Origin of the sequence: Mesorhizobium sp. WSM3862 (assembly GCF_002294985.1) — a bacterium.
Lineage (GTDB): Bacteria > Pseudomonadota > Alphaproteobacteria > Rhizobiales > Rhizobiaceae > Mesorhizobium.
In genome coordinates this window covers 299,143-324,084 of sequence record NZ_NSGE01000004.1, presented here as the reverse complement: position 1 = coordinate 324,084, position 24,942 = coordinate 299,143, and the positions used below count along the sequence as shown (strand labels likewise).

Here is a 24,942-nt window from a genome sequence, read left to right as displayed (position 1 = left end):
TCCGCTACCGGCGTTCGGCACCGGGAGGAGCCTTACTTGAGGTAGCCGCCTTCGGTCATCGCGGCAGTCGCCGCGTCCTGGGCCTGCTTCAGCGCATCATCGACGCTCGACTGGCCGGCAAGGGCGGCGGAGAAGAGCTGGCCGACGGTGGTGCCGAGGCCCTGGAATTCCGGGATGGCCACGAACTGCACGCCGACATAGGGCACCGGCTTGACGGTCGGATGCGTCGGGTCGGCGGCATTGATGGAGTCCAGGGTCATCTTCGCGAAGGGCGCTGCCTTCTGGTACTCCGGATTGTTGTAGAGCGAGGTCCGCGTTCCGGGCGGAACGTTGGCCCAGCCTTCCTTCGAAGCCACCAGGTCGAGGTAGTGCTTCGAGGTCGCCCAAGAGACGAACTTCTCGGCGGCGTCCGCCTTCTTGGTGCCGGCGGGGATGGCGAGAGACCATGCCCACAGCCAGTTGCCGCGCTTGCCGAGACCCTTGTCGGGCGCCAGCGCATAGCCGACCTTGTCGGCGACCTGCGAGGCCTTCGGGTCGGAGACGAAGGACGCGGCGACGGTGGCATCGATCCACATGCCGCACTTGCCCTGCTGGAAGAGCGCAAGATTCTCGTTGAAGCCGTTGGAGGACGCGCCCTCAGGACCATCTGCCTTCATCAGGTCGACATAGAACTGCAGCGTGTTCTTCCATTCCGGCTGCTCGAATTGCGGCTTCCAGTTCTCATCGAACCAGCGGGCGCCGAAGGAGTTCGACATGGCGGTCAGGAAGGCCATGTTCTCGCCCCAGCCGGCCTTGCCGCGCAGGCAGATGCCGTTCACGCCATTGGCCCGATCGGTCATCTTGTCGGCGGCCTCCTTGATGAAGTCCCAGGTCGGCGCGTCGGGCATTTTGAGCCCCGCCTTCTCCATCAGGTCCTTGCGGTACATGACGAAGGAGCTCTCGCCGTAGAAGGGCGCGGCATAGAGCTTGCCGTCGACCGAAAGGCCGCCGGCAATGGCCGGGATGATGTCCTTGACGTCGTAGTCATCGCCGAGCTTCTCGAGCGGCAAGAGCCAGCTCTGCTTGGCCCAGATCGGAACCTCGTAAGTGCCGATGGTCAAGACGTCGTACTGGCCACCCTTGGTGGCGATGTCGGTGGTGACGCGCTCGCGCAGCACGTTCTCTTCGAGCGTGACCCAGTTGAGCTGGATGTCGGGATTGGCCTTCGTGAAGTCGTCCGTCAGCTTCTGCATGCGGACCATGTCGCCATTGTTGACGGTGGCGATGGTGATGGATTCGGCATGCGCGGCGAATGCAAGGGCGCTGGCCGACAACAGGCCCAGGGTGAGCGTGCGAAGTTTCATCAATTCCTCCCTAAAACCAAGATGAGCATTTGCCTTGGCTGTGGGCAATTACTCACTAAGTGTGAATTATGTCAAGGCGGAATCGATGCTGCAGCGCAGCACAAATCGATGCCGCGCCCGTCTGGGCGATGCGCAGCGGAGACGGCAGGCTGTGATGCCGGCCTAATGACAGGCGATCTCGGCGAGAATCCAATCGCGGAAGGCGCGGATCTTCGGCACGTTGCGCCGGGCAGTGGGATAGACCAGCCAGTAGGCGTGGCCGTCGTCGCCGACGAGGTCGAAGGGCTGGATCAGCCGGCCGTCGGCAAGCTCGTTCTTGAACAGGGCGCTGGTGACGATCGCAACACCTTGCCCGGCCATCGCGGCATTGGCCTCATAGGCCTGCGCGCCCATGCTGGTGCCGGGGCGGCTGGCGAGTTCCTCCGCGGGCAGGCCGGCGAGCGCGAACCATTCCTGCCACCAGATGTCGCCGGGATCGAGGATGGGGAGCTTGAGCAGGTCGGCCGGCTCCTTGACGCCGCCGATGCTCGCCGCAAGCCTGGGGCTGAGCACCGGAGTGAAGTCGGCCCTGAACAGCATATGCGTTTCCACGCCCGGCCACTTGCCGCCGCCGGAGCGGATGGCGATGTCGACGTCCTCGCGCGCGAAATCGACGACTCGGTTCGAGGTGTCGACGCGCACGGCAAGCGAGGGGTGCGCGACCTGAAAGGATCCCAGATGCTGCGCCAGCCAGTTCGAGGCGAAGGTGAGCAGGGTGGAAACGCAAAGCACGCCGTCGGCGCCGGCTCGGGCGGCCGCATAGGCGCCGCTCAGCAGCGCGAATGCCTCGCTGACAGCCGGCGCAAGACGCTGGCCGGGTTCGGTCAGCTCGATCTGCCGTGGACGGCGCAGGAACAGCGGCGCGCCGATGCGCTCTTCCAGAAGCTTGATCTGATAGCTCGCGGCGGCCTGGGTCATGCCGAGCTCCTCGGCGGCCTTGGTGAAGGAGAGGTGTCTGGCCACGGCCTCGAACACCCGAATCGCCTGCAGGGGCGGGAGCTGGACATTCTGCCGGGAGCTCAGATCGGGCATAAGGCCTCTTTATGGGTCATGATCGACGTTTGATTGGAAGCACGTGCCGATCAGCCCGATATTTGGGGTCGACGATCACTCCAGTTCAAGCATAGCGAAGGCTGACGATCATGACCCCGATGCAGGAAAAACTCGATTCGACCCCAATACATGGATGGATTTCGCTGCTGGCGCGGGAATTCTCGTGGTTCGCCAGCCGCAGGCGCGGCTATGTCGATGTCCGAGAACTGTCGGAGCACCTGCAGCGGGACATGGGCTTCCTCGACGGCAACGATCCGCATGGACGCTACAAATAGCCGGGTTTCTTTTTATCGCCAACGGCTCGTCGCGTCAGATTCGGCCCGAACCCAGCATCAGGATCACGCGCCGCCGAGCAGGGCGGTGGCTGTCCGTTCATCGGTGATGAGGCCATTGACCAAACGCCGGTTCACGGCGGCGAGAATGCCCGGCAGCTTGCGCTCGCCCATGGCAAGCGCGATGACCAAGGACTTCTCGCGTGACGGCAAGGCGGCGGACGAAACGCGGTCGTTGGTGATGCCTTCGATCATGCGGCCTTCGCGGTCGAAAACCCAGCCGACGATCTCGGCGACGCCGCCGGCTTTCTGCAGCGCCTTCAGTTCCCCCTCCGAGATGAAGCCGTCCTCATAGAGCGGCGCCTTCGGGCCGAGATCGCCGATGCCGACGAAGGTGACGTCGGCTTCCGCGGCCAGCGCCAGCGTCGGCTGGATCATCGGCTGGCTGAGCAGCATGTCGCGCTCTTCCGGCGAGGAGGCGATGACCGGCAGCGGCATCGGGAAGGAGCGCGCCTTGACCCGGTCGGCCATGGTGAAGATGACGTTGTAGAAGGCGGCCGAGCCGTCGGGCGAGATGTTGCCGGTCAAGGACACCACCTTGTGCTGCGGGCACTCCATCGGCGGCAACAGCTCGATCGCTGCCTTCAGGGTGCGCCCGGTGCCGATCGCCATGACGATGGGGGCGGCGGAGCGCAGCCGCCGCTCGATCTCGGCAGCCGCCGCCTCGGCGACGCCGATCGTCGTCGAGGACGAGGTCGGATCGCTCGGCACCACCTCGACGAGATCGAGCGCGAAACGCGACTTCAGCCGCGCGGCAAGGTCGAGGCAATTGGCGATCGGATGATCGACGCGGACCTTGATCAGCCCTTCCGACATCGCCAGCGAGACGAGCCGCTGCGCCGTCTGCCTGGAAATACCGAGCTTGGCGGCGATCTGATCCTGGGTATTGCCGGCAACATAGTAGAGCCAGCCGGCCCGCGCGGCGTCGTCCAACCTGGTGCTGCCGGTTTCCTGTCGCGCGTTCACATTCTGCCTCCCCAAGCCCGACAATAGCGGGCCCTCTAGATTACAGCGAAAGCGGCTCTGCGCAATTGTCAATTGAAGGAGCAATTGCTTGCGCCGCTGCCGACCAAGGTTGGCCCTGTTCGCACTCGCTTCAACCATTTGCCGGGAGAGCGGTTTATCTCTGACCGGAAACCCATTAAGGGATCGGCAAAAGGAGCCTTGCATGACGCCGAAAGCGGTTTTCTGGGACATGGACGGCACGCTGGTCGACAGCGAGCCGCTGCACGAGGCAGCACTTGTGGCCGCCTTGCGCAGCGTCGGCATCACGCCGCCGACCGACCTGCACGAACGGGTGCTGGGCGTCGCGGCATGGCCGGTCTACGAAATGCTGCGCGACCAGTTCGGCCTCGACCTGCACTTCGATGACTGGATCGTGCGCAAATACGACCACTATCTGCCGATGGCCGGGACGCTCAAGCCGCGGCCCGGCGCGATCGAGGTGTTCAACCAATTGCGCGCGCTAGGCGTCGAGCAGGCGGTGGTGTCCAATTCGGACCGGCTGATCGTCGACGCCAATCTCGGCGCGGTCGGTCTCGTCTATCCCGGCATGCACACGGTGAGCCGAAACGACGTACGCCAAGGCAAGCCGCATGCGGAACCCTTCCTGCGCGCGGCCTATCTCGCCGGTGTGGATCCGGCCGACGCGGTCGCGGTCGACGACAGCCGCACCGGGGCGATGGCCGGCCTGGCTGCCGGCATGAAGACGATTTTCTGGCCGGAAGCGCCGATGGAAGGACCGCCCGGCGCAATCGTCATTAACAGCGCCGAGGAACTGCGGGCGCAGTTGGGTCTCTGAATAGACTTTCAGGCGTCGACGCTGCCCCTCGTCCGCCTGCCGGCACCTTCTCCCCGTGACTACTGGGAGAAGGGACACGCTCCGACGCTGGCGATTCCCCTTTCATCGTCCTTCACGGGGAGAGGTAAGGGTGAGCGGCAGCGCCCGGCTTCGAAAATAGGCGAAAGCCAAGCCTCCAGCGTCAACCCACAACCGCGGGGCTCAGTTCCTGTAGACCGGCTCTTCCTCGTCGAGGATTGCCTTCAGCTCGGCAAGGTGGCGCTCGGCTTGGCCGGGATAGTCGTCCATCTCGCTCGCCGTCTTTTCCGCGATCTCGTCGGAGAGCGTGCGCAGCGGCCGACCGGTCCACAGCGCCTTGATGTAGGTCTCGGCGGCACGCTCGAAATAGAACATGCGATTGAAGGTGTCGGCGACAGAATCCCCGATGACCATCACGCCGTGATTGCCCATGACCATCACCTTGACCTTGGGATCGACGAGCAGTCTCGAGCAGCGCTCGCCCTCCTCTTCGAAGGCCAGCCCGCCATAATGAGGGTCCACGACATGGCGGTTGAAGAACATGGCCGAGTTCTGGTCGATCGGCGGCAAGGTGGAGTCGGCCAGCGAGGCAAGCACCGTGGCGTGGATCGAATGCACATGCATGGCGCAGCGCGCATGCGGCACGTTGCGGTGGATGGCGCCGTGCAGGCCCCAAGCCGTCGGGTCGGGCGCGTTGGGGCCGGAGAGCGTTTCGGGATCGTTGGCGTCGATCAAAAGCAGATCGCTCGCCTTGATACGCGAGAAATGCACCTGGTTCGGGTTCATCAGGAACTTCGTGCCGTCCTCGTTGACCGACAGCGAGAAATGATTGGCGACCGCCTCATGCATGTTGAGCCGCGCCGTCCAGCGGAAGGCGGCGGCGAGATCGACCCGCTCCTGGTAATAAGGCAGGTTGGTCAGCGTTTCCTTCTGCAGACGGGCAAGGCTCATCGAAAATCCTCCGGTTTGGCCGAGCATGCCGTGCATGGCGGCTGCCAGCAACCGCAAACTGATGGGTCAGGCGGCAGGCCGTGCCGATTGCAACCCGCCCAGCTCGACGATGAACTCGATCACTTCCTGCAGGCCTTTGCCGCGCGACAGATCGGTGAAGCCGAAAGGCCGCTTGCCGCGCATGCGGGCGGCGTCCGCCTCCATGACGTCGAGGTTGACGTTCACATAGGGCGCCAGATCGCTCTTGTTGATGACGAGGAAGTCTGAGCGGGTGATGGCCGGGCCGCCCTTGCGCGGTATCTCCTCGCCCTGGCAGACCGAAATGACATAGAGGGTCAGATCGGCAAGGTCCGGCGAGAAGGTGGCGGCGAGATTGTCGCCGCCGGATTCGATGAAGACGATGTCGAGGTCGGGGAATTTGCGGTTCAACTCGGCGATCGCCCGCAGGTTGATCGAGGCGTCCTCGCGGATGGCTGTGTGCGGACAGCCGCCGGTCTCCACGCCGACGATGCGCTCCTCCGGCAGTGCCTGCAGGCGCGCCAGCATCATGGCGTCTTCCTTGGTGTAGATGTCGTTTGTGACGACGGCGATCGAGAACCGGTCGCGCAGCGCCTTGCAGAGCTTTTCGGTGAGCGTCGTCTTGCCGGAACCGACGGGACCGCCGATGCCGATGCGCAGGGGACCATTGGCTTGGCTCATGCCGGAAACTCCGTGATGGCGAGGATTGCGAAGCCCAGCCCGATCAACAGGCAGAGCGGCGAGTAGAGGCGCTGGTCGAGCCGTGCGAAAGGCTGCTCCGGCGTCAGCCCGCGCCACCAGGGCGTGAAGCCGGCGATGCCTCGCCCCAAGAAGACGATGCCGAAGAGCAGCGCGGTAGCGGCAAGGCCCTGCCTGGGAAAGGGCGAGGCGAAGACGCCTTCAAGGGCCAGCGGCCATAGCGTCGCGAGCGCCAGGCACGCGGCGACGGCAAAGCTCGCGACGGGCGAGGGCATGTCATCCACGCCGCGAAAGCCGACGACGGCGCGGGCGCAGGATTTCGCGTCCTTTCCCGGCCAGATGCCGCCTATGCCCCAATAGACGTGCAGCGTGGTGATCAGCAGCAGGATGAGGGAGAGGACAAAGGCAAGAATGATCATGAGCGGAACAGACGCGAATATTGGGTTTCGTGCTTCATCGCGGCAATGTCGGATATCAAGGCCGAGCCGCCGAGATCATCGAGCGTGGAGTTCGCGGCGCGAGCAGCTGTCGCGAGCGCCAACGGTTCGAAGCCGGCTAACAACGCTGTGGCGTCGACCTGTCCTACAACGCCGAGCCGGATAGCGGCCTGCACGAGGTTGGAGAAGAAGGCCTGCAGGAAGGCCGACAGCGCGTCCGCCAAGCCGATGCCATGGCTGCCAGCGATCGCGCCGACGGCGACGCAATAGGGGCAATCCGCAGGCAGGCGCTCGAGTGCGGGACAGGGCCAGGCAGAGGCGGCTTTTTGGAAGGCGGCGCCCTGGAGCATGGTTTCCATGTGACGCTGCTGCGATCCGGCAAGCGCCTCGGCAAGCGCGGCGACTTCCGCGATATCGCCGCCGTCACGCGCACGCCGCCAGCTTTCGGCAAACAGCACCGCATCGTTCCAGCCCGAGCCCATCTCGACCAGCGTCCCCAGCCACTCGGCGAGATCCCGGCGATCGGCGACTAGTCCGTCATGCACGGCGCGCTCGAGACCGTGACTGTAGGAGAAGCCGCCGACCGGAAAGGACGGCGACAGCCAGGCCATCAGCCGCAGCAGTGCGGTACCGGACGGTTGGTCAGTCATGGTGATGGTGGTGATCGTGGTCGTGGTCATGATGGCCATGCGCGTGATCATGATCGTGATGGTCGTGGCCGTGATCATCATGCGCATGGCTATGTTCGTGGCCTTGTCCGGAATAGGCGCCGCGCACGGGACTGAACGGTTCCACCACCTCGCCGACCGTGGCGCCGAGCCCTTCCAGCATCGCCTTGATGACATGGTCGCGCAAGATGAGGATACGGTCCGCCTCGATTGCCGCCGCGAGGTGGCGGTTGCCGATATGCCAGGCAAGCTCGGTGAGATGCACGGTGTCGCGGGCGCGGATGTCGTAGACCTCTTCGGGCGCGGCGACGATCTCGAGCTGGCGGCCGTCCTCCAGCACCAGCCGGTCGCCATTGCCGAGCGCCACCGGCTCGGGCAGATCGACCAACACCCTGTCGCCGCCGGCGGTTTCGATGGCGCGGCGGCGCAGATGCCGCTCGTCATGCGTCAAGATAGCCTTGTCGAAAGGTGTCGCCGCTCCGCCCTCGCCGGCCGGGAGCACCGAGACGGCGCGCGGAAATTTGGTGAAATCGGTGTTGATGTTGAGCTTCATTTCATGGCTCCGCCATTGGCTTGCGCCCGCGCCCGGGCGGGTCGCGACAGCACGCGATCGAAATAGGCGTTGACGCGATCTGAGTCGACCGGGAACCGGCCGGCGCGCGCCCAACCACCCATATCGCCGAGCAGAACGTCGACGGCGGAAAAGCGGTCGCCGAGCGCAAAAGGCTTGTCGCCAAGCCGGCGGTCCAGCGCCTTGACTTCCGAAGCGAAATCATGGGCGGCGGCAGGGCCGACATCGACGCGCAGCTCCTTGGGCAGGATGAAGCGGTGGCGCAGTTTGTTCCACAGCGGCGCTTCGAACTCGCTCTGAGCAAAATGCATCCAGGAATCCATCTCGGCGCGGCCGGCGAGCCCGGGATTACCGCCCATCCCCTTATCGGTATGCTTGTCCGCTAAATAGACGCAGATCGCCGCCGAATCAGTGATCGTCAGCTCGCCGTCGATCAGGATCGGCACCTTGCCGGAAGGGTTCAGTGCATAGGCCTCGGGCGAGCGCAGCTTCACCTCTACGAACTCATAGGATTGCCCGAGCTCCTCGAGCATCCAGAGCACGCGGCTGACCCGGGAACCTCGTGATCCGACGGCCTTGTACATGGTTCAAATCCTGCCTCTTCCCGGAGCCTAGACCATCCAAGCCATCAGCCCAATGGCGATCAGGCGATGAGGTCGAAGAGCCGCAGGACGAATGAAATGCGGTAGCGCTAAAACAGAAAATACCGTTGGGCCATCGGCAGCACGGTCGCCGGCTCGCAGGTCAAGAGCTCGCCGTCGGCGCGCACCTCATAGGTTTCCGGGTCGACCTCGACGTGCGGCGTGGCGTCGTTGAGCACCATCGAATGCTTGCCGATGCCGCCGCGCGTGTTCTCGACCGCGACCATCGCCTTCTCTACGCCAAGCCTGCCCTGCAAGCCGGCATCAAAAGCCGCCTTGGAGACGAAGGTGACCGCGGAGTTGGTCAGCGCCTTGCCGTAGGCGCCGAACATCGGCCGGTAGTGCATCGGCTGCGGCGTCGGGATCGATGCGTTGGGATCGCCCATCGGGGCGGCGGCGATTGTGCCGCCTACCAGCACCATCTCCGGCTTGACGCCGAAGAAGGCCGGGTTCCACAGCACGAGATCAGCGCGTTTCCCGGCCGTCACGGAGCCGATCTCCTTCGACAGGCCATGCGCAATGGCCGGATTGATGGTGTATTTGGCGATGTAGCGGCGGACCCGGAAATTGTCGTTGTCGCCCGTCTCCTCAGCCAGCGCACCGCGCTGGCGCTTCATCTTGTCGGCGGTCTGCCAGCAGCGGATGGCCACCTCGCCGACGCGGCCCATGGCCTGGCTGTCGGACGAGATGATCGAGAAGGCGCCGATGTCGTGCAGGATGTCCTCGGCCGCGATCGTCTCCTTGCGGATGCGGCTTTCGGCAAAGGCGATGTCCTCCGGGATCGACGGCGACAAATGGTGGCAAACCATCAGCATGTCGAGATGCTCGGCCAGGGTGTTGACCGTGTAAGGCCGCGTCGGGTTGGTCGATGACGGGATGACGTTGGGCAGGCCGCAGACCTTGATGATATCGGGCGCATGGCCGCCGCCGGCGCCCTCGGTATGGAAGGCGTGAATGGTGCGGCCCTTGATCGCGGCAACCGTGTTCTCGACAAACCCGGACTCATTCAGCGTGTCGGTGTGGATCATCACCTGCACGTCGTAGTCGTCGGCGACCGAAAGGCAGCAGTCGATGGCGGCCGGCGTCGTGCCCCAATCCTCATGCAGCTTCAGCGAGCAGGCGCCGGCGAGCACCATTTCCTCCAGCGCCGCCGGCCGTGACGCATTGCCCTTGCCGGACAGTCCGATATTCATCGGGAAAGCGTCGAAAGACTGTATCATGCGCGCCATGTGCCAGGGGCCGGGCGTGCAGGTGGTGGCCAAGGTGCCATGCGCCGGACCGGTGCCGCCGCCGAGCATCGTGGTGATGCCGCTCATCAGCGCTTCCTCGATCTGCTGCGGGCAGATGAAGTGGATATGCGCGTCGAAGCCGCCGGCCGTCAGGATTTTGCCCTCGCCGGCGATGATCTCGGTGCCCGGACCGATGATGATGGTGACGCCATCCTGGGTGTCCGGATTGCCTGCCTTGCCGATCGCGGCGATGCGACCGTCCTTCAGGCCGATATCGGCCTTGACGATCCCGGCGAGCGCGTCGACGACCAGGGCGTTGGTGATGACGGTGTCGACGGCACCGCCCGCCCTGGAAACCTGGCTCTGACCCATGCCGTCGCGGATGACCTTGCCGCCGCCGAATTTCACTTCCTCGCCATGGACGGTGAAATCCTTCTCGACCTCGATGAAGAGCTGAGTGTCGGCAAGCCGCACCTTGTCGCCGACCGTGGGGCCGTACATCTGCGCATAGGCGGCACGGGAAATTCTTGCCATCAGCGATTGCTCCCAAAAGCGAGTTTGTGTGGGCGCGGAGCGCACATTGTCGCCATCCAATGGTCATGCAATGACCCGCTCGACGACACCTTCCGATCCCATTTGGCGGTTGAGGTGACCGAGTCAGCCCAAAACGACCGTTTTCCAAACCGAGGGAAGGAATATCCATGCGAAAGACGATACTTTTCGCGGCCGCCGCCAGCTTGATGATGGCGGGTGCGGCCGGCGCGCAGCAGCAGCCCGCGCCACAGCCGAGCCCGGGGCCTGCGGCACCTGCTGCCGCCGCGCCCAAGGCGCCGACGATCGAGAGCGTCAGCATCGTCGATATTACGGAACTGCCAAAGGACACGCAGACGCAGGTCAATCAGATCGTGGCGCAACGCGGCGACGCCGGCCTGCAGACCTTGCGCAAATCGATCGACGCGACACCCAAGGTGAAGTCCGCGCTCGAAGCCAAGGGGATGAGCTCGGCGCAGGTGATCGCCGCCAGCCTGCAACCCAATGGCGCGCTGACGCTGATCACCAAGAAGGCGAGCTGACGACCAATGCTGGCGGGCCGGTTGCAGGCCCGTCAGCATCATCGCGAACGGAACCTCCCGCCAACAAGACTCGTTTCGCCTTTTTCGCCCCGCCACAAGTTCAACCAGGAGCGAGCGATGGCGAGCGCCGCGTGCCCCGGAACAGGATTTCCAGCCCTTGTCTTTCCAGCCCTTGTGGTGGCCATGCTTCTCGTGGTCGCCGCCCCAGCGTTTCCCGCGCAGCCTGCGGACGGCAAGCCGCCACTGGACAGCACCAAGCCGGGTGCGACGATCGTCGATTCCGACGTGCGGCAGGAGGAGGCGCTGTCGAAGACAGAGGCCGGCAAGGTCATCACCGCCATCGACCGCACGCGCGACAATATTGGCACCGTGCGCAAGACGACCAAGCTGGATACCGTCGATATCGTTTTCCTGACGGATGCCGCGCGCAGCGAAGGCGGGCCGCCGCCTGCGATCGAGAACAAGGTGAAGCAGCATCAGGAAGACGTCGCGGAGCTGCGGCAGGAGATCGAAGCGAACGCCCTGCTCTTCAACGCCATCGATTCGCGGCGCGTGCAGGCCGAGGACGTGCTTGCCGTCGAGTTCGACAATCCCGGGAAGGTCGTCATCTACGCGGCCGCCAAGCCGCCGAAGTGATTTGAGCGCGCCGCCACGCCTCACAGCTTGCCCATCACCTTCTGTTGAAATCCATAGACCTCGCGCTTGCCGCCGAGCGGCACCAGCGTGACGTCACGTTCCTGGCCCGGCTCGAAGCGCATGGCCGTGCCGGCGGCGATGTCGAGCCGCATGCCGCGGGCGCGTTCGCGGTCGAATTTCAGGCCCTCATTGGTCTCGAAGAAATGATAGTGGCTGCCGACCTGGATCGGACGGTCGCCGCTGTTGGCGACCTTGAGCGTCACCGTCGGCAGGCCCTTGTTCAACTCGATGTCGCCCTTTGACGTGATGATTTCGCCCGGGATCATCGCGGCCTCACAGAACGCCGAAGGCCAGGCCAGCGCCGACCGTCGCGCAGGCGGCGCCGGCAAGACGCGCCAGGGCGCGGAAGCGGAGCCCAAGACCGAGCGCGGCCGCGGTGCCGATGCCATGAAGAAGCGCCGTCGCCACGGCGAAACCCGCCATATATTCGAGGCCGCCGGCATTCTCCGGCACTTCAGTGCCATGCGCATGGCCGTGGAACAGGGCGAACAGGCCGATGATGGCCACACCCGCCGAGACCGGCAGGTCGACCGCCAGCGCTACCAGCAACCCGAGGACAACGACCGAAGCGAGGATACCCGGCTCGACGAAAGGCACCGGCACCTGCAGCATGCCGAGTGCTGCGCCCGCCACCATCACGCCGACAAAGGCGAGCGGCCATGCCCACACCGCCTTGCTGCCTTTCATCGCCGCCCACAGGCCGACCGCGATCATGACGGTCATATGGTCGAGGCCCGACAGCGGGTGCATGAAGCCCGCCGTGAAGGACGAGGTCGTGCCAACGCCGACATGGGCGTCAGCCGGCATCGCCGCCGCCAGGAAGAGGATCGCGGCAAGCGCGGTGCGTTTCGTCGAAGCGGAAATCATGGACGGGCCCTCTTCAAATTGCCGACTCATGCGGCCTTGCGGGGGCCGCAGCCCCCGGCCTTGAGCACGCGTTTGGTCGAGGCCGGGTATTTCTTCAGTTTTGCCGCCGGCCGGATCGGCCGCGGCGCGAAGTTGCCGCCGCAGTTCGGGCAGACACCGCCGAGAACATCTTGCGCACAATCGGCGCAGAAGGTGCATTCGAAGGTGCAGATCAGCGCATCCGCCGCCTCGGGTGGCAGATCCTTGTCGCAGCATTCGCAATTGGGTCTGAGTTCCAGCATCGGATCCTCCTCACCGGATCGGTTCGTGCACGGTCACCAGCTTGGTGCCGTCGGGAAATGTCGCCTCGACCTGGACGTCGTGGATCATCTCGGCAATGCCGTCCATGACCTGGGCCCGTGTGACGACGTGGGCGCCGGCCTCCATCAGCTCGGCCACCGAGCGGCCGTCGCGGGCGCCCTCGACGACGAAATCGGTGATCAGCGCGATCGCCTCGGGGTGGTTGAGCTTGACGCCGCGTTCCATTCGCTTGCGCGCCACGATCGCCGCCATGGCGATCAGCAGCTTGTCCTTTTCACGCGGCGTCAGGTTCATGCGTCTTCTCGGTACTCAAGATCAAAGTAGTCGAAGGTCAAAGTGACCATAATTTGGGCAGGCCAGCCCGTCCGTTGAGCAGCTCGACGAGCGGAACCAGCCGCTTGCGGAGCTGGTAGCCGTCGCCGGCGGTGAGCCTCGCAAGAAGCTTGCCAGATTGCCCGACGCTCCAGAAACTGGCGCCACCCTGATCACCGATAATCGCGCGGGCAGGCTCCAGCATGGTTTCCGCATGCGGGGAGACGAGAAGCATCGTTGCAATTGCAAGCGCGCCACCGGCCACGGCCTGGCGCTGGAGCCCGGCCGCGATATCCGGGCCGATGCGAAAGTCCTCGGCGTGGATGAGCCTGCCACCCTGGCGAACCCGCCAGCGGTCATGAAAATTGCCCAGGACCGTCCGTTCGCCCATCGCAAGCCGGCCGAACAGCGTCGCCTCCAGGAGCAGCGCCTCGGCCCCGACCGCCAGCTCGACATGCAGCGCGCGGGCAAAGGCCGCGCGGTTGAAAACGATGGTTTCCTGCGGCAGCCAGGCAATGCGGCCGCCGGCGCCAACCGTGAGGCTGACCTTCGTCTCGGCCCGGTCGGATGCGGCGCGATAGATCTTCTCGCAGGCCTGGGTGGTGATCGATGCCGAGGCGCCCTCGCCGACCTCGATCTCCCAGCCCAGCCGGTCGCCGCCCGTCAGCCCACCGGCCGTGTTGATCAGCACGGCCTCGAGCGGGTCGCCCTGCACCGCCGGCATGCGAATCTTCGCCGATCCGTCCTGATAGAGACGTTGAAGGCGGCTCCTGCCGCGGCTATTGCCGCAGAAAAGCCTGCCTCGCCCGGCAACACGTTGCGCGGCAGGCAGCGAAATCAGGATATCGTCGATCATGTCCACGGCGCCAACGTTAAGCACTCCACCGGCTTTGTCGATATATAGCTTGTTGCTTGACATCGTTTCGGTTTCTATAGAGGGAGCCACCTTGGAGCGGTCACACGGATTCCTGGCGAGGTAAGGGGCGACGACGTTTGTGAATCCGGGGACACAGGGGCGCTGATCAGTTGGCGTCGGAAAACGACAGGGGAAGGAACCGAATGGCTGACCAGCTGACGACCGAAATCATCGAAAAGATCAAGGCGCATGCCGAACCTGGCGGCGAAGAAATCACGCCGAGCACGGATCTCAACACGCTGGGGATCCATTCGCTGGAATTGACCGAGATCATCTTCGATCTCGAGGAGAAGTACGGCATCGAGATCGAGATGAACACGGTCGACGCCTGGAGCAACCTCAAGAACGTCGGCGACATGGTCGAGGCGGTTCGCGAACTGATCGCGAAAAAAGCCTGACTGCATGCTCAAGCGCGTCGTCATCACCGGCATTGGCGGAATATGCGGGCTCGGCACCGATGTGCCGGCGATCTGGGACGCCATGCGCGCCGGCCGCTCGGCAATCGGCCCGATCGACAATCCTTCGCTGCATGACCTGAAGGTCAAGGTCGGCTCCGAAATCAAGGCGTTGCCCGATCACGGCATCGACCGCAAGCAGGTGGTGTCGATGGACCGCTTCAGCCTGCTGGCGGTGATCGCGGCGCGCGAAGCGATGCGGCAGTCCGGACTGGTCGCGCATACCGACAACACCTATCGGATGGGTGCCGTTGTCGGCGTCGGCGTCGCCGGCTTCGAAACGATCGAGGAGAATTACCGCGCGATCCTGATCGAGGGGCGCAACCGCGCTGCTATCTTCACCGTGCCGAAGGTTATGCCTGGCGCGGCCGCCGGCCAGGTCAGCATGAGTCTCGGCCTGCGCGGACCTGTGTTCGGCGTCACTTCGGCCTGCGCGTCGGCCAATCATGCCATCGCCTCGGCCGTCGACCAGATCCGGCTTGGCCGCGCCGACGTCATGGTCGCCGGCGGCACCGAGGCGCCGCTGGTCTGGGGCGTGCTCAAGGGCTGGGAGGCGCTGCGCGTGCTCTCGCCCGACACCTGCCGGCCGTTCTCTGCCGACCGCCAGGGCCTGTCGCTCGGCGAAGGCGCAGGCATGGCGGTGCTGGAAAGCTACGACCACGCGATGGCGCGCGGCGCCACCATCCTTGCCGAGATCGCCGGCGCGGGCCTCTCGGCCGACGCTTCCGACATCGTCGCGCCGACCGTCGAGGGACCGGAAGCGGCGATGCGCTTCTGCCTGGTGGATGCAGGGCTCAATCCCGAGGACGTCGACTATCTCAATGCGCATGGCACCGGCACCAAGGCCAACGACCAGATCGAGACCGCGGCGATCAAGCGCGTCTTCGGCGAGCATGTGAGCGCGCTCTCGGTCTCCTCGACCAAGTCGATGCATGCGCATTGCCTTGGCGCCTCGGGCGGGCTGGAGATGATCGCCTGCGTCATGGCGATCCGCGACGGCATCGTGCCGCCGACTGCCAATTTCCGCGAGCCCGACCCCGAATGCGATCTCGACGTGACGCCGAATGTGGCGCGCGAGCGCAAGGTGCGCGCAGCACTGAGCAACAGTTTTGCCTTCGGCGGCACCAATGCCGTGCTGGCCTTCAAGGCGATCTGAGACGGGCGATCTGAGATGGGCGACCCGACACGGGCGCTCGCCGGCGCCGGACGCGTTCCCATCCTTGCGGGTGCTTTGGCTGACTGACCGTCCACGGGGGGGTCGATTGCCGGCCATATTGATCCCGAAGGGTCGGGATCCTAATTCTTGCCCACCCGCCACGCGCGCCGCCACGCGCCCATCCGCATCCGGAGCCCCGATGACCGACCTGTCCGCCTTTCCGATCGCCAAGCGCTGGCCGGCCAAGCATCCCGATCGCCTGCAGCTCTATTCATGGCCGACGCCCAACGGTGTGAAGATTTCGATCGCACTGGAGGAGATCGGCCTGCCTTATGAGCCGCATCCGGTCGACATCGGCAAGAACGAGAGCTGGACGCCGGAGTTCCTGTCGCTCAACCCGAACGGCAAGATACCGGCAATCATCGATCCGAACGGGCCCGGCGGTAAGCCGATCGGGCTTTTCGAATCCGGCGCCATCCTGCTCTATCTCAGCGACAAGACCGGCAAGCTGATCCCGGCCGATCCCATCCGGCGCTACGAGACGATCCAGTGGGTGTTCTTCCAGATGGCCGCGATCGGCCCGATCTTCGGACAGGTCGGCTTCTTCAACAAATTCGCCGGGCGCGAGATCGCCGACAAGCGCCCGCTGGAGCGGTATCGCGACGAGTCGAGGCGCCTCATCGGCGTCCTGGAAACGCGGCTCAAGGGCAGGCAATGGATCATGGAAGACGAGTTCACCATCGCCGATGTGGCGACGCTCGGCTGGGTGCGCAACCTGATCGGCTTCTACGAGGCGCGCGATCTGGTCGGCTTCGACGATTTCCCTGGTGTCGCGGCATGGCTGGAGCGCGGCCTCGCGCGGCCCGCCGTGCAGAGGGGCCTGACCATCCCGGCCAGGGGCTGAGTCGCTCTATTTGGGCTTGGCTTTGGCGCCGCCCCGGCCGAGCACCGATGCGGCAAGCCGCGCGGTGGCCACCACCGCGCCGGTCGCCACGCTTGCCACAGTGCGGATCGGCCCCGACCTTGCCGCTGGCTTATGAGGTTTGGCGGCCTTCGCGGGGGCCTTGTGAGCCGTGCCGGGCACGACCTTCTTGGGCGCCGCCTTGCCGAAGCTCGGCTTGGCGTCCTTGGAGCGCTCGGCCGTTGCGGTAGCTGCACCAGCTCTGGATTGATTGGCTCTGCTTCTTGCAAGCGCGGGTTTTCTGGTCTTGGTTGCCATAAGACGGTTCCCTGTTATCGCGCAATTCCGGAAGCCGTTACACACTTTCTTTCCTGGAATCGCGTCAGTGCCGGACAATTCGGGTCATGGAGATAACGACCTGTAAATCTTAAGGTTCCCGCCCGAAAATGGTGAAAATTGAGCAGGTTAACCAATCACCAGGTCGGCCTCCCGGCGACGCGCCAGCACCCGCTCGATATTGGGCATGTCGTTGGAGGCGATCCAGGCGCGGGCGTCCTCGTCGGACTTGCCATGGCCGCGCCAGCGCTCCATCAGCCGGCGCTCGAGCTCGTTGCGCGGGACATCGACGAAAATGGTGAAATCGAACAGCTCTGCCAGCCGCGACCACGGCTCCTCGTCGAGCAGCAGATAGTTGCCCTCGACCAGGATGAACTTGGTGTCGGCGGAAATGATCTCGGCGGCGGCGCGCGAGAGTTCGATGCTGCGGTCGAAGACCGGAATGGCAATGTCCGGCTCGCCGGAGCGGATCCGCTTCAAAAGCGTCTCGAAGCCGGCAAAATCGAAGGTTTCCGGCGCCCCTTTTCGGGCGCGCAGGCCGCGCCGGTTGAGCACGATGTCGTCGTAATGAAAGCCGTCCATCGGCACGACTTCGGACGTGCCCTCCGGCAGCAATTCATGCAGCCTGCCCGATATGGTCGACTTGCCGGCTCCCGGCGGGCCGGCAATGGCAACAACGAAACGCTTGGCCTTGCCGGCGCGCTTGAAGATGGCGGCGGTGATATGGGCTAAGTCGGACATCAGCGCCTCTTCGCTAGCGACTCCGGCCGCATCTTGGCGGTACCGGGGAGAAATTTCAAACGGTTATAAGGCTCTGCCGCACGCCTTTGAGATCGGTCGGCATCCTATGGCGGAGCAAGGGCCTCAGGCGGGCACGGAACGGCCGATGCGCAGGAATTCGCCGTCGAACGGTATCTCCTTCGCTGAGCCATTCGGGGCAAGGACGCGCAGTCGATCGGTCGCTTGTTCCAGGCCGCTTGGCGGTTCGACGTCGGCTGCCGGAACCGCGCCGATGACATGGCGGAAGGAGACGCTGCGCCCTTCGGCAAGCGCGAAGGCCGTCGCCACGCCCTCATGCTTCAGCCAGTTGTCGCCGAGCGAGGCGGCGTGGCCGACCGCGGCGCGGCCGTCCTCGATGCCGAGCACGCCGACATGGCGGCCGCTCCAGGGCGCATAGTCGCGCCCGGCATTGCTGAACCACAGCATGGTGACCGGCAGCTCGGCCGGGTTCTTCAGCACCAGCACCAGATCCTGCTCGGCGCGGCGGGCGAGCGCCGTCCAGCCCGGCCCGCCATGATCGGCCTCGACCAGGGTGATGAAATCCTCGCGCCGGTCTTCCATGCGGTAGTCGGCGAGATCGGCGGTGCCGCCGGCCGCGAGCGGGAAACGGGTCAGGTCGGTGGCGCGGGCGGGATAGGCCAGGCGAAACCGGCCGCGCGCCGGATCGGGCTCCAGCGGGGTCGCCGGCGTGACCGCCAGACGTTTCGGCGAGAAGGCGAGCCGGCCGCCGTCCTGCATCGCCGTCATCGGATGGTGGGCGACGGAAATGGCGCCGGAACCGCCGGAGAAGATGTGTTCCTGGTAGAGGAAGGGATGGTTGTCGCGCAGCGTGAAGAGCTTGTCGATGGAAGCTCCCATCACCTTGCGCCGCAAGCGGAAAACGGCGCGCCAGCCGCCGGCGATGGCACTGCTTTCGACGACATCCCACTCGCTGTTGGCCGTCCAGCCGTGGAGGGGTGCTTCCTCGACATCGCTGGTGGAGAACGGCGCGCAGAGGAAGTCGCCGGACAGGCGCACCGTGCCTTCGGGGAGGTTTTGCGGCAAGGTCGCGCGCGGCGAGCCGACCCAGGGCGCGCGGTGCAGCGGTTTTAGGCGGCGGCCATCGGCCTCGATTTCCAGGGCGGCGATGTGGCCGACGGCGAGATCGAGGGAGACCGAGATGCCTTTTGCGTTGATGCTGAGGGTGTCCATTGCCAAAGCTCGAATCTTCGGTGACAACAAAGCCTGACCGGCGGCAGCGGCGCAAGCAGGGCGATAGGCATTTTGCATCAGGCGAATGCCACCAATTGTCGAACTCGGCGCTGCCCCTCACCTGCCTGCCGGCATCCTCTCCCCGTATAGTGACGGGGAGAGGGACGCTGTCGCCGTCGATTTCGCCAATCGCCAGTGTTGCAGGAAAAAGCGCCGAGGTTGCGGCTGGCCCCCTTCTCCCCGTTACTATACGGGGAGAAGGTGCCGGCAGGCGGATGAGGGGCGGCGCCAACTTCCAAGGCAATGCAACCAAGTGCGACCCTCCAAAAGCTGGGCAAATGCCTCATTCTCGCCGTTAACCAGTTGGACGGGGCATATGCGGTAGGCTAGCTTCGCCGCATCTCCGCAACCGTTTTTGAAACAATCTTGTCCACTCCGCTTTCGCTCCTCCACAAACTGATGGCCGCGCTGGTCCTGCTGCTCCTCATTGCCGGCTGCACCACCGCCGCGCCGCCGGAGACCGTGCTGGCCGTGCCGGCGCAGCCGCAGAAATATGCGGCGATCGTGGTCGACGCTTCGACCGGCAAGACGCTGTTCGAGGTCAATTCGACGGCGCAGCGCTATCCCGCGTCGCTGACCAAGATGATGACACTCTACATGCTGTTCGAGGCGCTGGAGAGCGGCCGGGTGAGCAAGGAGACGCAGATCCCGGTATCCAACCACGCCGCCGCGCAGCCGCCGACGAAGCTGCGCTTCAGGCGCGGCGAGACGATCGACGTCGATTCCGCCATCCGCGCCATGGTGGTGAAGTCGGCTAACGACGTGGCGGTGGCGGTGGGCGAATATCTCGGCGGCGGCAGCGAGGAGCAGTTCGCCGCCATGATGACCGCCAAGGCGCGCCAGCTCGGCATGACCAGCACCCACTTCCGCAACGCCTGCGGCCTGCCCGACGACGGCCAGGTGACGACGGCGCGCGACATGGCGGTGCTGGGCATCGCGCTCCAGCGCCGCTTCCCGCAGCATTTCCACTATTTCTCCGAAAGCGACTTCATGTTCCGCGGCCGGCTGGTGCGCGGCCATAACGACATGCTGGGACGGGTGCGCGGCGTCGACGGCATCAAGACCGGCTATATCCGCGCCTCCGGCTACAACATCGTCACCTCCTACAATGCCGACGGCAGGCATCTGATCGTGGTGGTGATGGGCGCCCAAAGCGCGCGCCAGCGCAACGACCATGTCGAGGCGCTGATCCAGCGCAGCTTGGCGCCGATGAGCGCCGATGCGCAGACGCGGCTGATGTATGCCGGGCAGCAGCCGGCCGGTTCTGCGCTTCCGGGTGTGCCGGCGCCGAGTTCGTCGCTGCCCGGTTTGCCGGCGCAGTAGCGAAGTGCGGGTGGCGGCGGCAGCCTGCTCAAGCGACCGGCTTGACCTTTTGATGTAATTTACTGGCCAGGACCCCCACAGGGCCAGGACAGGCCAGGCGGTGGCGACCATGGCGCCAGCGAGGCAGGACCAATGCTTTCGACCGGTGGCGCTGCTCCTCACCTGCCTGCCGGCATCCTCTCCCCGTAAGTGACGGGGAGAGGGGCGCTCTCATCGCCGGTTTCGCCACTCGGCAGCGGTGCAGCGGAAGGCGCCGAGCCTGCGCCCAGCCTCCTTCTCCCCGTCTATACGGGGAGAAGGTGCCGGCAGGCGGATGAGGGGCGGCGCTGCCCCCAGAGATTTGTTGTTGCTCAGCAAGCCCTTTCAACCAAATCTTCCCAGAATTGGATCTATTTCTTTGCGCGCCGAAAGCACATCCATCCATCACAACAACTTGTTCGGTCACACCAGCTTCACAGTCGCGGTGGATATGCCGCGCCGGCTCGGCGTATCGTAACGAAGCCCGAGAAGAGGAGCACTGAGCATGGCCGGCGACCCGAAGGCATCCGCGCAGACAATGGCCGACACCGAAAACGACTCGGGCGGCGAATATCTTGAGGCGGCCACCGTGCCGGAAGATCAGCATGAGGCGGCGGACGAGATCCTCGAAGAGCCGGAGGTGCCGGATTCGGAGCCGCACCTGCCCGGCGCGGCGCGCGCAAAGCCCAAGAAAAAACCGTCGGCGATCAGCGGCCGGAAGTTCCGCAAGCGCGACTTGGTGCGCGTCGACGACCTCAGACCGAGCCTCGCCGACCGCATCCGCTCCGACCATCCCGACCTGCCGCGCGGCGCCCGCATCAGCCGCGAGGAGCTCGCCCGCTACCGCATGCGCTACATGGAGGAATTGCTGCAGCAGGAGCATGGCGAATTCTCCGAGCTCGACCGCCAGGTGGTGGAATCGATCGCCAGACAGGACACGATCTCGGAAAACTCGGAAGAAGAGTTCGAGGAGCGCCGCTCCTTCGCCGACCGCGTCTCCGACGACATGGCGGCCTTCGGCGGCAGCTGGTGGTTCCTGATCTCGTTCGCGGCGGTGCTTCTGATCTGGATCGGCCTCAACCTCTTCGAGGGCGCGGCCGCCGCCTTCGATCCCTACCCATTCATCCTGCTCAACCTGCTCCTATCCTGCATCGCCGCCATCCAGGCGCCGATCATCATGATGAGCCAGAAGCGGCAGGAGGCGAAGGACCGGCTGCGCTCCTTCAACGACTACCGGGTGAACCTCAAGGCCGAGCTCGAAGTGCGGCACCTGCACGAAAAGCTCGACTACCTGATCTCACGCCAATGGCAGCGGCTGGCCGAGATGCAGCAGATGCAGCTTGATGCCATGCACGAGCTGACCGCGAAGAAGCAGAAGCGGGCGACGCGCGGGGTGCAGCGGAGAGCGGCGAAGAGCGAGGCGGAGGGGTGAGGGCTGGCGAGAGCTTGCGCCTGAACAACGCTCGGAAGTCGCGATGCATTGCCGAAGCGGGGCCGCCGGCCTCCGAGCCTACATGAGTTGGGACCGCTCGCTCTCGACTCCGGCACCTCCACCGGACGAATGCGAGCCTGCCCGCTACGGCGAATATTCCGCCAAGCCAATTGCCCGTTGAAGCCGGCACGCGCTTCCGCTAAGAAGCCGTGGCTGGCCGGCTCACCGGCCGGTTCGTTTTCCGGTTTCCGGGAAGCACCCGTAGCTCAGCTGGATAGAGCGCTGCCCTCCGAAGGCAGAGGTCACAAGTTCGAATCTTGTCGGGTGCGCCATATCGCGGACAATGCGCTCTTCAGGCCGTTTGCTGATCCGAAGGTCTCGGTCCTGCTTCGGACCCTCGCTTATTCACCTGCCAAGAGGATATCGTATAACGACATATAGTCGTCAGCTTCTGTATCTCTCGCGACTTCTGCGCTGGCTAGTGAATACCTGAGAAATGATACCTTTCTCGGGTGACGAATTGCCATAAGGACTGCGACAGAGCTAAATATTTTAGGACCAAATGGCACTATCGACACGGTCGCTTTATCAACGAACGCGTCAACTATGTCGCGCAAGACTCCATGCAACGATACCGGATCTTCAATGTTGTACGGCAATACTTGGTATTTTCCCACTCCAAAGTCAAAATTGAAATTGGCCTTTCGCACTGCCGGCTCATAGTCCTTTGCGCGGCCAACTGGGTAGAAGTAGAAAGCGCTGTTAGGTTCAATCACCTCGATCGCGCTTAAGGCTGCTCCGTACTCATAGCCAAGGCCCATCACAAGACAGCTCTCACGGTATGGCTCTCCGACATTAGCTGCCATAGAGGGGATGGCAGGGCCAAAATACTGAGCTGGCATCATGTATAGGGTCGGCGGCACGAACTTTCCCGGCGTGTAAGTTACCGTTATCCGTCCGACCAATTCGGATAGCCTGAGAAGCGTTGAAAAGCTTTGCGCAATTAGGCTCCTGTTCAAACAGGAAACGTCTATAACCACATGTGCTCGATTGGCACCGCCAGGTCTCAATATATGAGTGAGGTTGGCCTCTAGATCAATGCAATTTGTGTCGAGGCCTATGTCACCTCTTTGCGTGAATTTCCGATAATTGCCATCGTATGAATGTACGCCCTCAGACCTATAAACAAACGCTGCATTTTTCTTGGCGCTCAATTCGTCCCGCATTTTCGCGGATCGCTGCTCGTAACCCACCGCATAAATCAGGAGATCCGGTTCGGTCGGCAGAACAGCAGCCAAATCTGTCTTCTGCAGCCGGTAGCTAGGTAATGCGTCCAAAAAGGTCCTCCATTGTAGGTGGGCGTGAGGGCAGCTTGCTTGGCGCTTCGGTCAATGCCGTGCTTAGGTTAACTCGCCCCGAGACGATAAGAGGCAATCGAAAATACGGGCAAAGCAGGTAGGAGAGACGCAGGCGCGCTTCCGACAGTCCGCCAAAAGAGGCGTCACCCATCGCGTTTTCAACCATGACAAAAGCGCCCTGGTTCAGAGCTTGACCGATCGCCTTCTGGAGCGATGAGCTGATGTTTCCATCAACCACGAAAGTTCCAACCAGCTCGGGAGAGAACTCGGGCCCATAGTTCCTAGATTGGATATAGTCGCCAATCTTTTGAAGCAACTCCAGTATCGAGGTGTTACCTCTCGGCTGATTCAAGGGGGCGGGTATCGCTGATAGGAGCGACAAGAACTTGTCGATAGCCGACTCGACGATCTGAGATTGAATGTGAGTCGGCACTCGCCTGTTCTGATTCCGTCGGAAAGCAGCGATAAGGTCTCGGAACAGTCCAATGGTTACGCGTGGGTTCCCCTCGCACATCGATATTACCGCATCAGATCCGGTATATATCGGCGGTGTTCGCTTGTTAGATGCGCTACGCAAACCCACGTTGCCACCAAACTTGAATGCTTGGTGACTTCCGTAAACCAGCCGAAGCGCTACAGGCCAAATAATCTTGCGCGCAGAGGCCGCGCGTGACCTCTCGTCCATGTCGTTCAACTTTTCGATATCAATTTCACGCGCGTCAAGATATCTTCGAAACGCGGCATCAATCTCATACAGCTCTTTGAATCTTTTGTAGTGGGCGCCGTTTGGGGCTCTGTAAGCGCTATTGAGTTCCCCAGGTTTCCCCTCGTCCGTGATGGGTGATCGCCCTAAGAGGATCTCTGGCGTTGCACCCGATGGGAGATCCTCCGCGCTGAGCAGCTTCCCAACCAATTGACGGACGAAGCGATTTGATTCGGATCGCGACCTATCAGTCAAATTGATAATAGTGTAGTCATGACCGTACATTGGCGCAGCGCCAGGCTCTTCCGTGTCAAACGACGGTGTGTACGGACTTGTTGCCAGCTTCAGCAGAAGTCGTTGATCGGTTGACCTTAAACTAAGATAGAAATAATCTTGTATTGTCTCAGGCATTATTTCTAGTTCATCAACGCAAAGGCACCACATCCTCGATCGATGCTCAACCGATGACTCGAACGCGTCGACAAACGAGCTAACGCTCGAAAGCGTATCAAAGCTCAAGCTATCATCAAAGTCTGTCGCTTTTGCTCCATTTAGCCTTATCTCCATAATTGCTGCATTAATACGTTGAATTCTAGACCAAAGTTCGGCTCTAAGCTCTACTATGTTCCGGATGTCAGAGCTCATTCGCCATGATCTATTCAACAAGACGCAAAAGTCTGCTTCCTGTTGTCGAGACATCTGAACATACTGGTGCGAAACCGCCGAAATGTTCTCGGTAGCTGGATCAGTTATTTCTTTTAGCGTATCCAGCAAAGCGAATTGAGTTCTAATGGCCATCAGTGAGTGCAGCAGACTTTCCAGCGACTTCGGAACATCCCGGCCGACATCTGTAAAACCTCGCATCGGTAGCTCGAACTGACGATCCGCTCCTACATAAACAGGGGTATATTTTATCTCCTTGAACACTCGATGAAATTTCTGCGAGGCGCGTATCTGAGCACCAATCTTCAACATCTTTAATAGTGTTGTTTTCCACTCCCCCTTGGACCCAAAAGCAAGACATTGTTATGCTCAGAGAGCTGCTTGAAAGCCCTTTCACGCATGACGAAGCTGTCGCCGACAGTTTGAAAGTCGACAAACCTTGCGTTGTAAGATCCAAAGAACGTTTCGGCCACTACGGCCTCCTCAGCAGCGTTTCTGACCTCATGTCTCCTACGGTGACCTTCAGCCTGCGCTTCTTCAATTCGCGAACGGCCAAGTCCAGATCGGTAGGCAAAAGGTACTTTAAGAGCGGATCGGCCTCG

Annotated in this window: 29 protein-coding genes and 1 tRNA gene; 10 read left to right on the top strand and 20 right to left on the bottom strand. The window is 63.2% G+C overall.

Translation table 11 applies throughout. The features are described from left to right. Nucleotides 1–32: 32 nt before the first annotated feature. Both CK224_RS14005 and gcvA read right to left on the bottom strand, forming a co-directional pair. Nucleotides 33–1,343 carry a sugar ABC transporter substrate-binding protein gene (locus CK224_RS14005; RefSeq protein ID WP_095782169.1) on the bottom strand — a complete coding sequence of 437 codons (1,311 nt, stop codon included), beginning with the start codon at nucleotides 1,341–1,343 and terminating at the stop codon, nucleotides 33–35. 162 nt (nucleotides 1,344–1,505) lie between these two features. Continuing rightward, nucleotides 1,506–2,414 carry a transcriptional regulator GcvA gene (gcvA, locus tag CK224_RS14000; protein WP_095782168.1) on the bottom strand — a complete coding sequence of 303 codons (909 nt, stop codon included), beginning with the start codon at nucleotides 2,412–2,414 and terminating at the stop codon, nucleotides 1,506–1,508. 110 nt (nucleotides 2,415–2,524) lie between these two features. On the opposite strand from gcvA, the gene CK224_RS13995 reads away from it, so the two are divergent. Beyond that, the gene (locus CK224_RS13995; protein WP_095782167.1) at nucleotides 2,525–2,710 is read left to right on the top strand and encodes a hypothetical protein; all 186 of its coding nucleotides are present in this window, start codon (nucleotides 2,525–2,527) and stop codon (nucleotides 2,708–2,710) included. 63 nt (nucleotides 2,711–2,773) lie between these two features. Here the strand turns inward: CK224_RS13995 and CK224_RS13990 are convergent, their stop codons facing one another. Further along, nucleotides 2,774–3,733, bottom strand: coding sequence for a sugar-binding transcriptional regulator (locus CK224_RS13990; protein ID WP_066999158.1), 960 nt, complete (start codon nucleotides 3,731–3,733; stop codon nucleotides 2,774–2,776). Nucleotides 3,734–3,935: 202 nt separating this feature from the next. Between CK224_RS13990 and CK224_RS13985 the strand changes: the two genes are divergently transcribed. After that, nucleotides 3,936–4,568, top strand: a complete 633-nt coding sequence (locus CK224_RS13985) for an HAD family phosphatase (protein ID WP_095782166.1) — start codon at nucleotides 3,936–3,938, stop codon at nucleotides 4,566–4,568. A gap of 201 nt (nucleotides 4,569–4,769) precedes the next feature. Here the strand turns inward: CK224_RS13985 and CK224_RS13980 are convergent, their stop codons facing one another. The 7 genes from CK224_RS13980 to ureC all read right to left on the bottom strand — a co-directional run bounded on the left by CK224_RS13980 (nucleotide 4,770) and on the right by ureC (nucleotide 10,337). Further along, on the bottom strand, nucleotides 4,770–5,537 hold the full coding sequence (locus tag CK224_RS13980) for a class II aldolase and adducin N-terminal domain-containing protein (protein ID WP_067324682.1): 768 nt from the start codon (nucleotides 5,535–5,537) through the stop codon (nucleotides 4,770–4,772). A gap of 66 nt (nucleotides 5,538–5,603) precedes the next feature. After that, complete coding sequence (gene ureG, locus CK224_RS13975) at nucleotides 5,604–6,236, bottom strand: urease accessory protein UreG (RefSeq protein WP_095782165.1); 633 nt, start codon at nucleotides 6,234–6,236, stop codon at nucleotides 5,604–5,606. Continuing rightward, entirely contained in the window at nucleotides 6,233–6,673 is a 441-nt protein-coding gene (locus CK224_RS13970) for a DUF3995 domain-containing protein (RefSeq protein WP_066999149.1), read from the bottom strand. Before CK224_RS13970 ends, ureG begins: the two co-directional genes overlap by 4 nt. After that, nucleotides 6,670–7,341, bottom strand: coding sequence for an urease accessory protein UreF (locus CK224_RS13965; protein ID WP_095782377.1), 672 nt, complete (start codon nucleotides 7,339–7,341; stop codon nucleotides 6,670–6,672). The genes CK224_RS13970 and CK224_RS13965 overlap by 4 nt, the downstream gene beginning before the upstream one ends. Continuing rightward, on the bottom strand, nucleotides 7,334–7,912 hold the full coding sequence (ureE, locus tag CK224_RS13960; protein ID WP_095782164.1) for an urease accessory protein UreE: 579 nt from the start codon (nucleotides 7,910–7,912) through the stop codon (nucleotides 7,334–7,336). The genes CK224_RS13965 and ureE overlap by 8 nt, the downstream gene beginning before the upstream one ends. Beyond that, nucleotides 7,909–8,514 carry a glutathione S-transferase family protein gene (locus CK224_RS13955; RefSeq protein ID WP_095782163.1) on the bottom strand — a complete coding sequence of 202 codons (606 nt, stop codon included), beginning with the start codon at nucleotides 8,512–8,514 and terminating at the stop codon, nucleotides 7,909–7,911. The genes ureE and CK224_RS13955 overlap by 4 nt, the downstream gene beginning before the upstream one ends. A gap of 107 nt (nucleotides 8,515–8,621) precedes the next feature. After that, nucleotides 8,622–10,337 carry an urease subunit alpha gene (gene ureC, locus CK224_RS13950; RefSeq protein WP_176477934.1) on the bottom strand — a complete coding sequence of 572 codons (1,716 nt, stop codon included), beginning with the start codon at nucleotides 10,335–10,337 and terminating at the stop codon, nucleotides 8,622–8,624. 164 nt (nucleotides 10,338–10,501) lie between these two features. Here ureC and CK224_RS13945 point away from each other — a divergent pair, with 164 nt between their 5' ends. Both CK224_RS13945 and CK224_RS13940 read left to right on the top strand, forming a co-directional pair. After that, nucleotides 10,502–10,873, top strand: a complete 372-nt coding sequence (locus CK224_RS13945) for a hypothetical protein (protein WP_066999139.1) — start codon at nucleotides 10,502–10,504, stop codon at nucleotides 10,871–10,873. A 117-nt stretch (nucleotides 10,874–10,990) separates the two neighbouring features. Continuing rightward, nucleotides 10,991–11,509, top strand: coding sequence for a hypothetical protein (locus CK224_RS13940; protein ID WP_245425932.1), 519 nt, complete (start codon nucleotides 10,991–10,993; stop codon nucleotides 11,507–11,509). Between the two features lie 20 nt (nucleotides 11,510–11,529). On the opposite strand, the gene CK224_RS13935 is transcribed toward CK224_RS13940, so the two are convergent. Genes CK224_RS13935 through CK224_RS13915 form a run of 5 tightly spaced genes read right to left on the bottom strand, consistent with a single transcriptional unit; the run spans nucleotide 11,530 to nucleotide 13,910 of the window. Further along, a complete protein-coding gene (locus CK224_RS13935) occupies nucleotides 11,530–11,835 on the bottom strand; it encodes an urease subunit beta (protein ID WP_066999133.1) in 306 nt (101 codons plus the stop codon). 7 nt (nucleotides 11,836–11,842) lie between these two features. After that, the gene (locus CK224_RS13930) at nucleotides 11,843–12,436 is read right to left on the bottom strand and encodes a HupE/UreJ family protein (protein WP_095782161.1); all 594 of its coding nucleotides are present in this window, start codon (nucleotides 12,434–12,436) and stop codon (nucleotides 11,843–11,845) included. A 26-nt stretch (nucleotides 12,437–12,462) separates the two neighbouring features. Then, complete coding sequence (locus CK224_RS13925; protein WP_066999128.1) at nucleotides 12,463–12,717, bottom strand: DUF1272 domain-containing protein; 255 nt, start codon at nucleotides 12,715–12,717, stop codon at nucleotides 12,463–12,465. A 10-nt stretch (nucleotides 12,718–12,727) separates the two neighbouring features. Continuing rightward, on the bottom strand, nucleotides 12,728–13,030 hold the full coding sequence (locus CK224_RS13920; RefSeq protein WP_066999125.1) for an urease subunit gamma: 303 nt from the start codon (nucleotides 13,028–13,030) through the stop codon (nucleotides 12,728–12,730). Nucleotides 13,031–13,067: 37 nt separating this feature from the next. After that, nucleotides 13,068–13,910, bottom strand: a complete 843-nt coding sequence (locus CK224_RS13915; protein WP_176477923.1) for an urease accessory protein UreD — start codon at nucleotides 13,908–13,910, stop codon at nucleotides 13,068–13,070. A gap of 197 nt (nucleotides 13,911–14,107) precedes the next feature. On the opposite strand from CK224_RS13915, the gene CK224_RS13910 reads away from it, so the two are divergent. The 3 genes from CK224_RS13910 (at nucleotide 14,108) to CK224_RS13900 (ending at nucleotide 16,479) form a co-directional block, all read left to right on the top strand. After that, entirely contained in the window at nucleotides 14,108–14,362 is a 255-nt protein-coding gene (locus CK224_RS13910) for an acyl carrier protein (protein ID WP_040975089.1), read from the top strand. Between the two features lie 4 nt (nucleotides 14,363–14,366). Beyond that, nucleotides 14,367–15,575, top strand: a complete 1,209-nt coding sequence (locus CK224_RS13905; RefSeq protein WP_066999123.1) for a beta-ketoacyl-[acyl-carrier-protein] synthase family protein — start codon at nucleotides 14,367–14,369, stop codon at nucleotides 15,573–15,575. Between the two features lie 199 nt (nucleotides 15,576–15,774). Then, nucleotides 15,775–16,479 carry a glutathione S-transferase N-terminal domain-containing protein gene (locus CK224_RS13900; RefSeq protein ID WP_095782160.1) on the top strand — a complete coding sequence of 235 codons (705 nt, stop codon included), beginning with the start codon at nucleotides 15,775–15,777 and terminating at the stop codon, nucleotides 16,477–16,479. Nucleotides 16,480–16,485: 6 nt separating this feature from the next. Here CK224_RS13900 and CK224_RS13895 read toward each other — a convergent pair whose 3' ends face one another. The 3 genes from CK224_RS13895 to CK224_RS13885 form a co-directional block, all read right to left on the bottom strand. Further along, a complete protein-coding gene (locus tag CK224_RS13895; RefSeq protein ID WP_095782159.1) occupies nucleotides 16,486–16,794 on the bottom strand; it encodes a hypothetical protein in 309 nt (102 codons plus the stop codon). Between the two features lie 147 nt (nucleotides 16,795–16,941). After that, nucleotides 16,942–17,553, bottom strand: a complete 612-nt coding sequence (locus CK224_RS13890) for a nucleoside triphosphate hydrolase (protein ID WP_095782158.1) — start codon at nucleotides 17,551–17,553, stop codon at nucleotides 16,942–16,944. Nucleotides 17,554–17,676: 123 nt separating this feature from the next. Then, the gene (locus tag CK224_RS13885; protein ID WP_066999112.1) at nucleotides 17,677–18,783 is read right to left on the bottom strand and encodes a hypothetical protein; all 1,107 of its coding nucleotides are present in this window, start codon (nucleotides 18,781–18,783) and stop codon (nucleotides 17,677–17,679) included. A 459-nt stretch (nucleotides 18,784–19,242) separates the two neighbouring features. Between CK224_RS13885 and CK224_RS13875 the strand changes: the two genes are divergently transcribed. The 3 genes from CK224_RS13875 (at nucleotide 19,243) to CK224_RS13865 (ending at nucleotide 21,948) form a co-directional block, all read left to right on the top strand. Then, complete coding sequence (locus CK224_RS13875) at nucleotides 19,243–20,166, top strand: D-alanyl-D-alanine carboxypeptidase family protein (RefSeq protein WP_095782375.1); 924 nt, start codon at nucleotides 19,243–19,245, stop codon at nucleotides 20,164–20,166. Nucleotides 20,167–20,689: 523 nt separating this feature from the next. After that, nucleotides 20,690–21,616 (top strand): DUF1003 domain-containing protein, encoded by a 927-nt coding sequence (locus CK224_RS13870; protein ID WP_095782157.1) that lies wholly within the window; start codon nucleotides 20,690–20,692, stop codon nucleotides 21,614–21,616. 255 nt (nucleotides 21,617–21,871) lie between these two features. Beyond that, nucleotides 21,872–21,948: transfer RNA gene (locus CK224_RS13865), tRNA-Arg, on the top strand. Between the two features lie 69 nt (nucleotides 21,949–22,017). Here CK224_RS13865 and CK224_RS13860 read toward each other — a convergent pair. Continuing rightward, nucleotides 22,018–22,914, bottom strand: a complete 897-nt coding sequence (locus CK224_RS13860; protein ID WP_210199656.1) for a hypothetical protein — start codon at nucleotides 22,912–22,914, stop codon at nucleotides 22,018–22,020. Nucleotides 22,915–22,936: 22 nt separating this feature from the next. Then, a complete protein-coding gene (locus CK224_RS13855) occupies nucleotides 22,937–24,604 on the bottom strand; it encodes a hypothetical protein (protein WP_176477922.1) in 1,668 nt (555 codons plus the stop codon). Nucleotides 24,605–24,942 lie beyond the last annotated feature (338 nt).

Bases quoted from the DNA above. Each gene is read 5' to 3' on its own strand.
- CK224_RS13965 (WP_095782377.1), bottom strand. From the start codon at position 7,341: ATGACTGACCAACCGTCCGGTACCGCACTGCTGCGGCTGATGGCCTGG.
- ureG (WP_095782165.1), bottom strand. From the start codon at position 6,236: ATGAGCCAAGCCAATGGTCCCCTGCGCATCGGCATCGGCGGTCCCGTC.
- CK224_RS13870 (WP_095782157.1), top strand. From the start codon at position 20,690: ATGGCCGGCGACCCGAAGGCATCCGCGCAGACAATGGCCGACACCGAA.
- CK224_RS13905 (WP_066999123.1), top strand. From the start codon at position 14,367: ATGCTCAAGCGCGTCGTCATCACCGGCATTGGCGGAATATGCGGGCTC.
- CK224_RS13930 (WP_095782161.1), bottom strand. From the start codon at position 12,436: ATGATTTCCGCTTCGACGAAACGCACCGCGCTTGCCGCGATCCTCTTC.
- CK224_RS13885 (WP_066999112.1), bottom strand. From the start codon at position 18,783: ATGGACACCCTCAGCATCAACGCAAAAGGCATCTCGGTCTCCCTCGAT.
- CK224_RS13910 (WP_040975089.1), top strand. From the start codon at position 14,108: ATGGCTGACCAGCTGACGACCGAAATCATCGAAAAGATCAAGGCGCAT.
- CK224_RS13940 (WP_245425932.1), top strand. From the start codon at position 10,991: ATGGCGAGCGCCGCGTGCCCCGGAACAGGATTTCCAGCCCTTGTCTTT.
- CK224_RS13945 (WP_066999139.1), top strand. From the start codon at position 10,502: ATGCGAAAGACGATACTTTTCGCGGCCGCCGCCAGCTTGATGATGGCG.
- CK224_RS13980 (WP_067324682.1), bottom strand. From the start codon at position 5,537: ATGAGCCTTGCCCGTCTGCAGAAGGAAACGCTGACCAACCTGCCTTAT.
- CK224_RS13890 (WP_095782158.1), bottom strand. From the start codon at position 17,553: ATGTCCGACTTAGCCCATATCACCGCCGCCATCTTCAAGCGCGCCGGC.
- CK224_RS13955 (WP_095782163.1), bottom strand. From the start codon at position 8,514: ATGTACAAGGCCGTCGGATCACGAGGTTCCCGGGTCAGCCGCGTGCTC.
- CK224_RS13970 (WP_066999149.1), bottom strand. From the start codon at position 6,673: ATGATCATTCTTGCCTTTGTCCTCTCCCTCATCCTGCTGCTGATCACC.
- CK224_RS13895 (WP_095782159.1), bottom strand. From the start codon at position 16,794: ATGGCAACCAAGACCAGAAAACCCGCGCTTGCAAGAAGCAGAGCCAAT.
- CK224_RS13925 (WP_066999128.1), bottom strand. From the start codon at position 12,717: ATGCTGGAACTCAGACCCAATTGCGAATGCTGCGACAAGGATCTGCCA.
- CK224_RS14005 (WP_095782169.1), bottom strand. From the start codon at position 1,343: ATGAAACTTCGCACGCTCACCCTGGGCCTGTTGTCGGCCAGCGCCCTT.
- CK224_RS13900 (WP_095782160.1), top strand. From the start codon at position 15,775: ATGACCGACCTGTCCGCCTTTCCGATCGCCAAGCGCTGGCCGGCCAAG.
- gcvA (WP_095782168.1), bottom strand. From the start codon at position 2,414: ATGCCCGATCTGAGCTCCCGGCAGAATGTCCAGCTCCCGCCCCTGCAG.
- CK224_RS13875 (WP_095782375.1), top strand. From the start codon at position 19,243: ATGGCCGCGCTGGTCCTGCTGCTCCTCATTGCCGGCTGCACCACCGCC.
- CK224_RS13920 (WP_066999125.1), bottom strand. From the start codon at position 13,030: ATGAACCTGACGCCGCGTGAAAAGGACAAGCTGCTGATCGCCATGGCG.
- CK224_RS13985 (WP_095782166.1), top strand. From the start codon at position 3,936: ATGACGCCGAAAGCGGTTTTCTGGGACATGGACGGCACGCTGGTCGAC.
- ureE (WP_095782164.1), bottom strand. From the start codon at position 7,912: ATGAAGCTCAACATCAACACCGATTTCACCAAATTTCCGCGCGCCGTC.
- CK224_RS13935 (WP_066999133.1), bottom strand. From the start codon at position 11,835: ATGATCCCGGGCGAAATCATCACGTCAAAGGGCGACATCGAGTTGAAC.
- CK224_RS13995 (WP_095782167.1), top strand. From the start codon at position 2,525: ATGACCCCGATGCAGGAAAAACTCGATTCGACCCCAATACATGGATGG.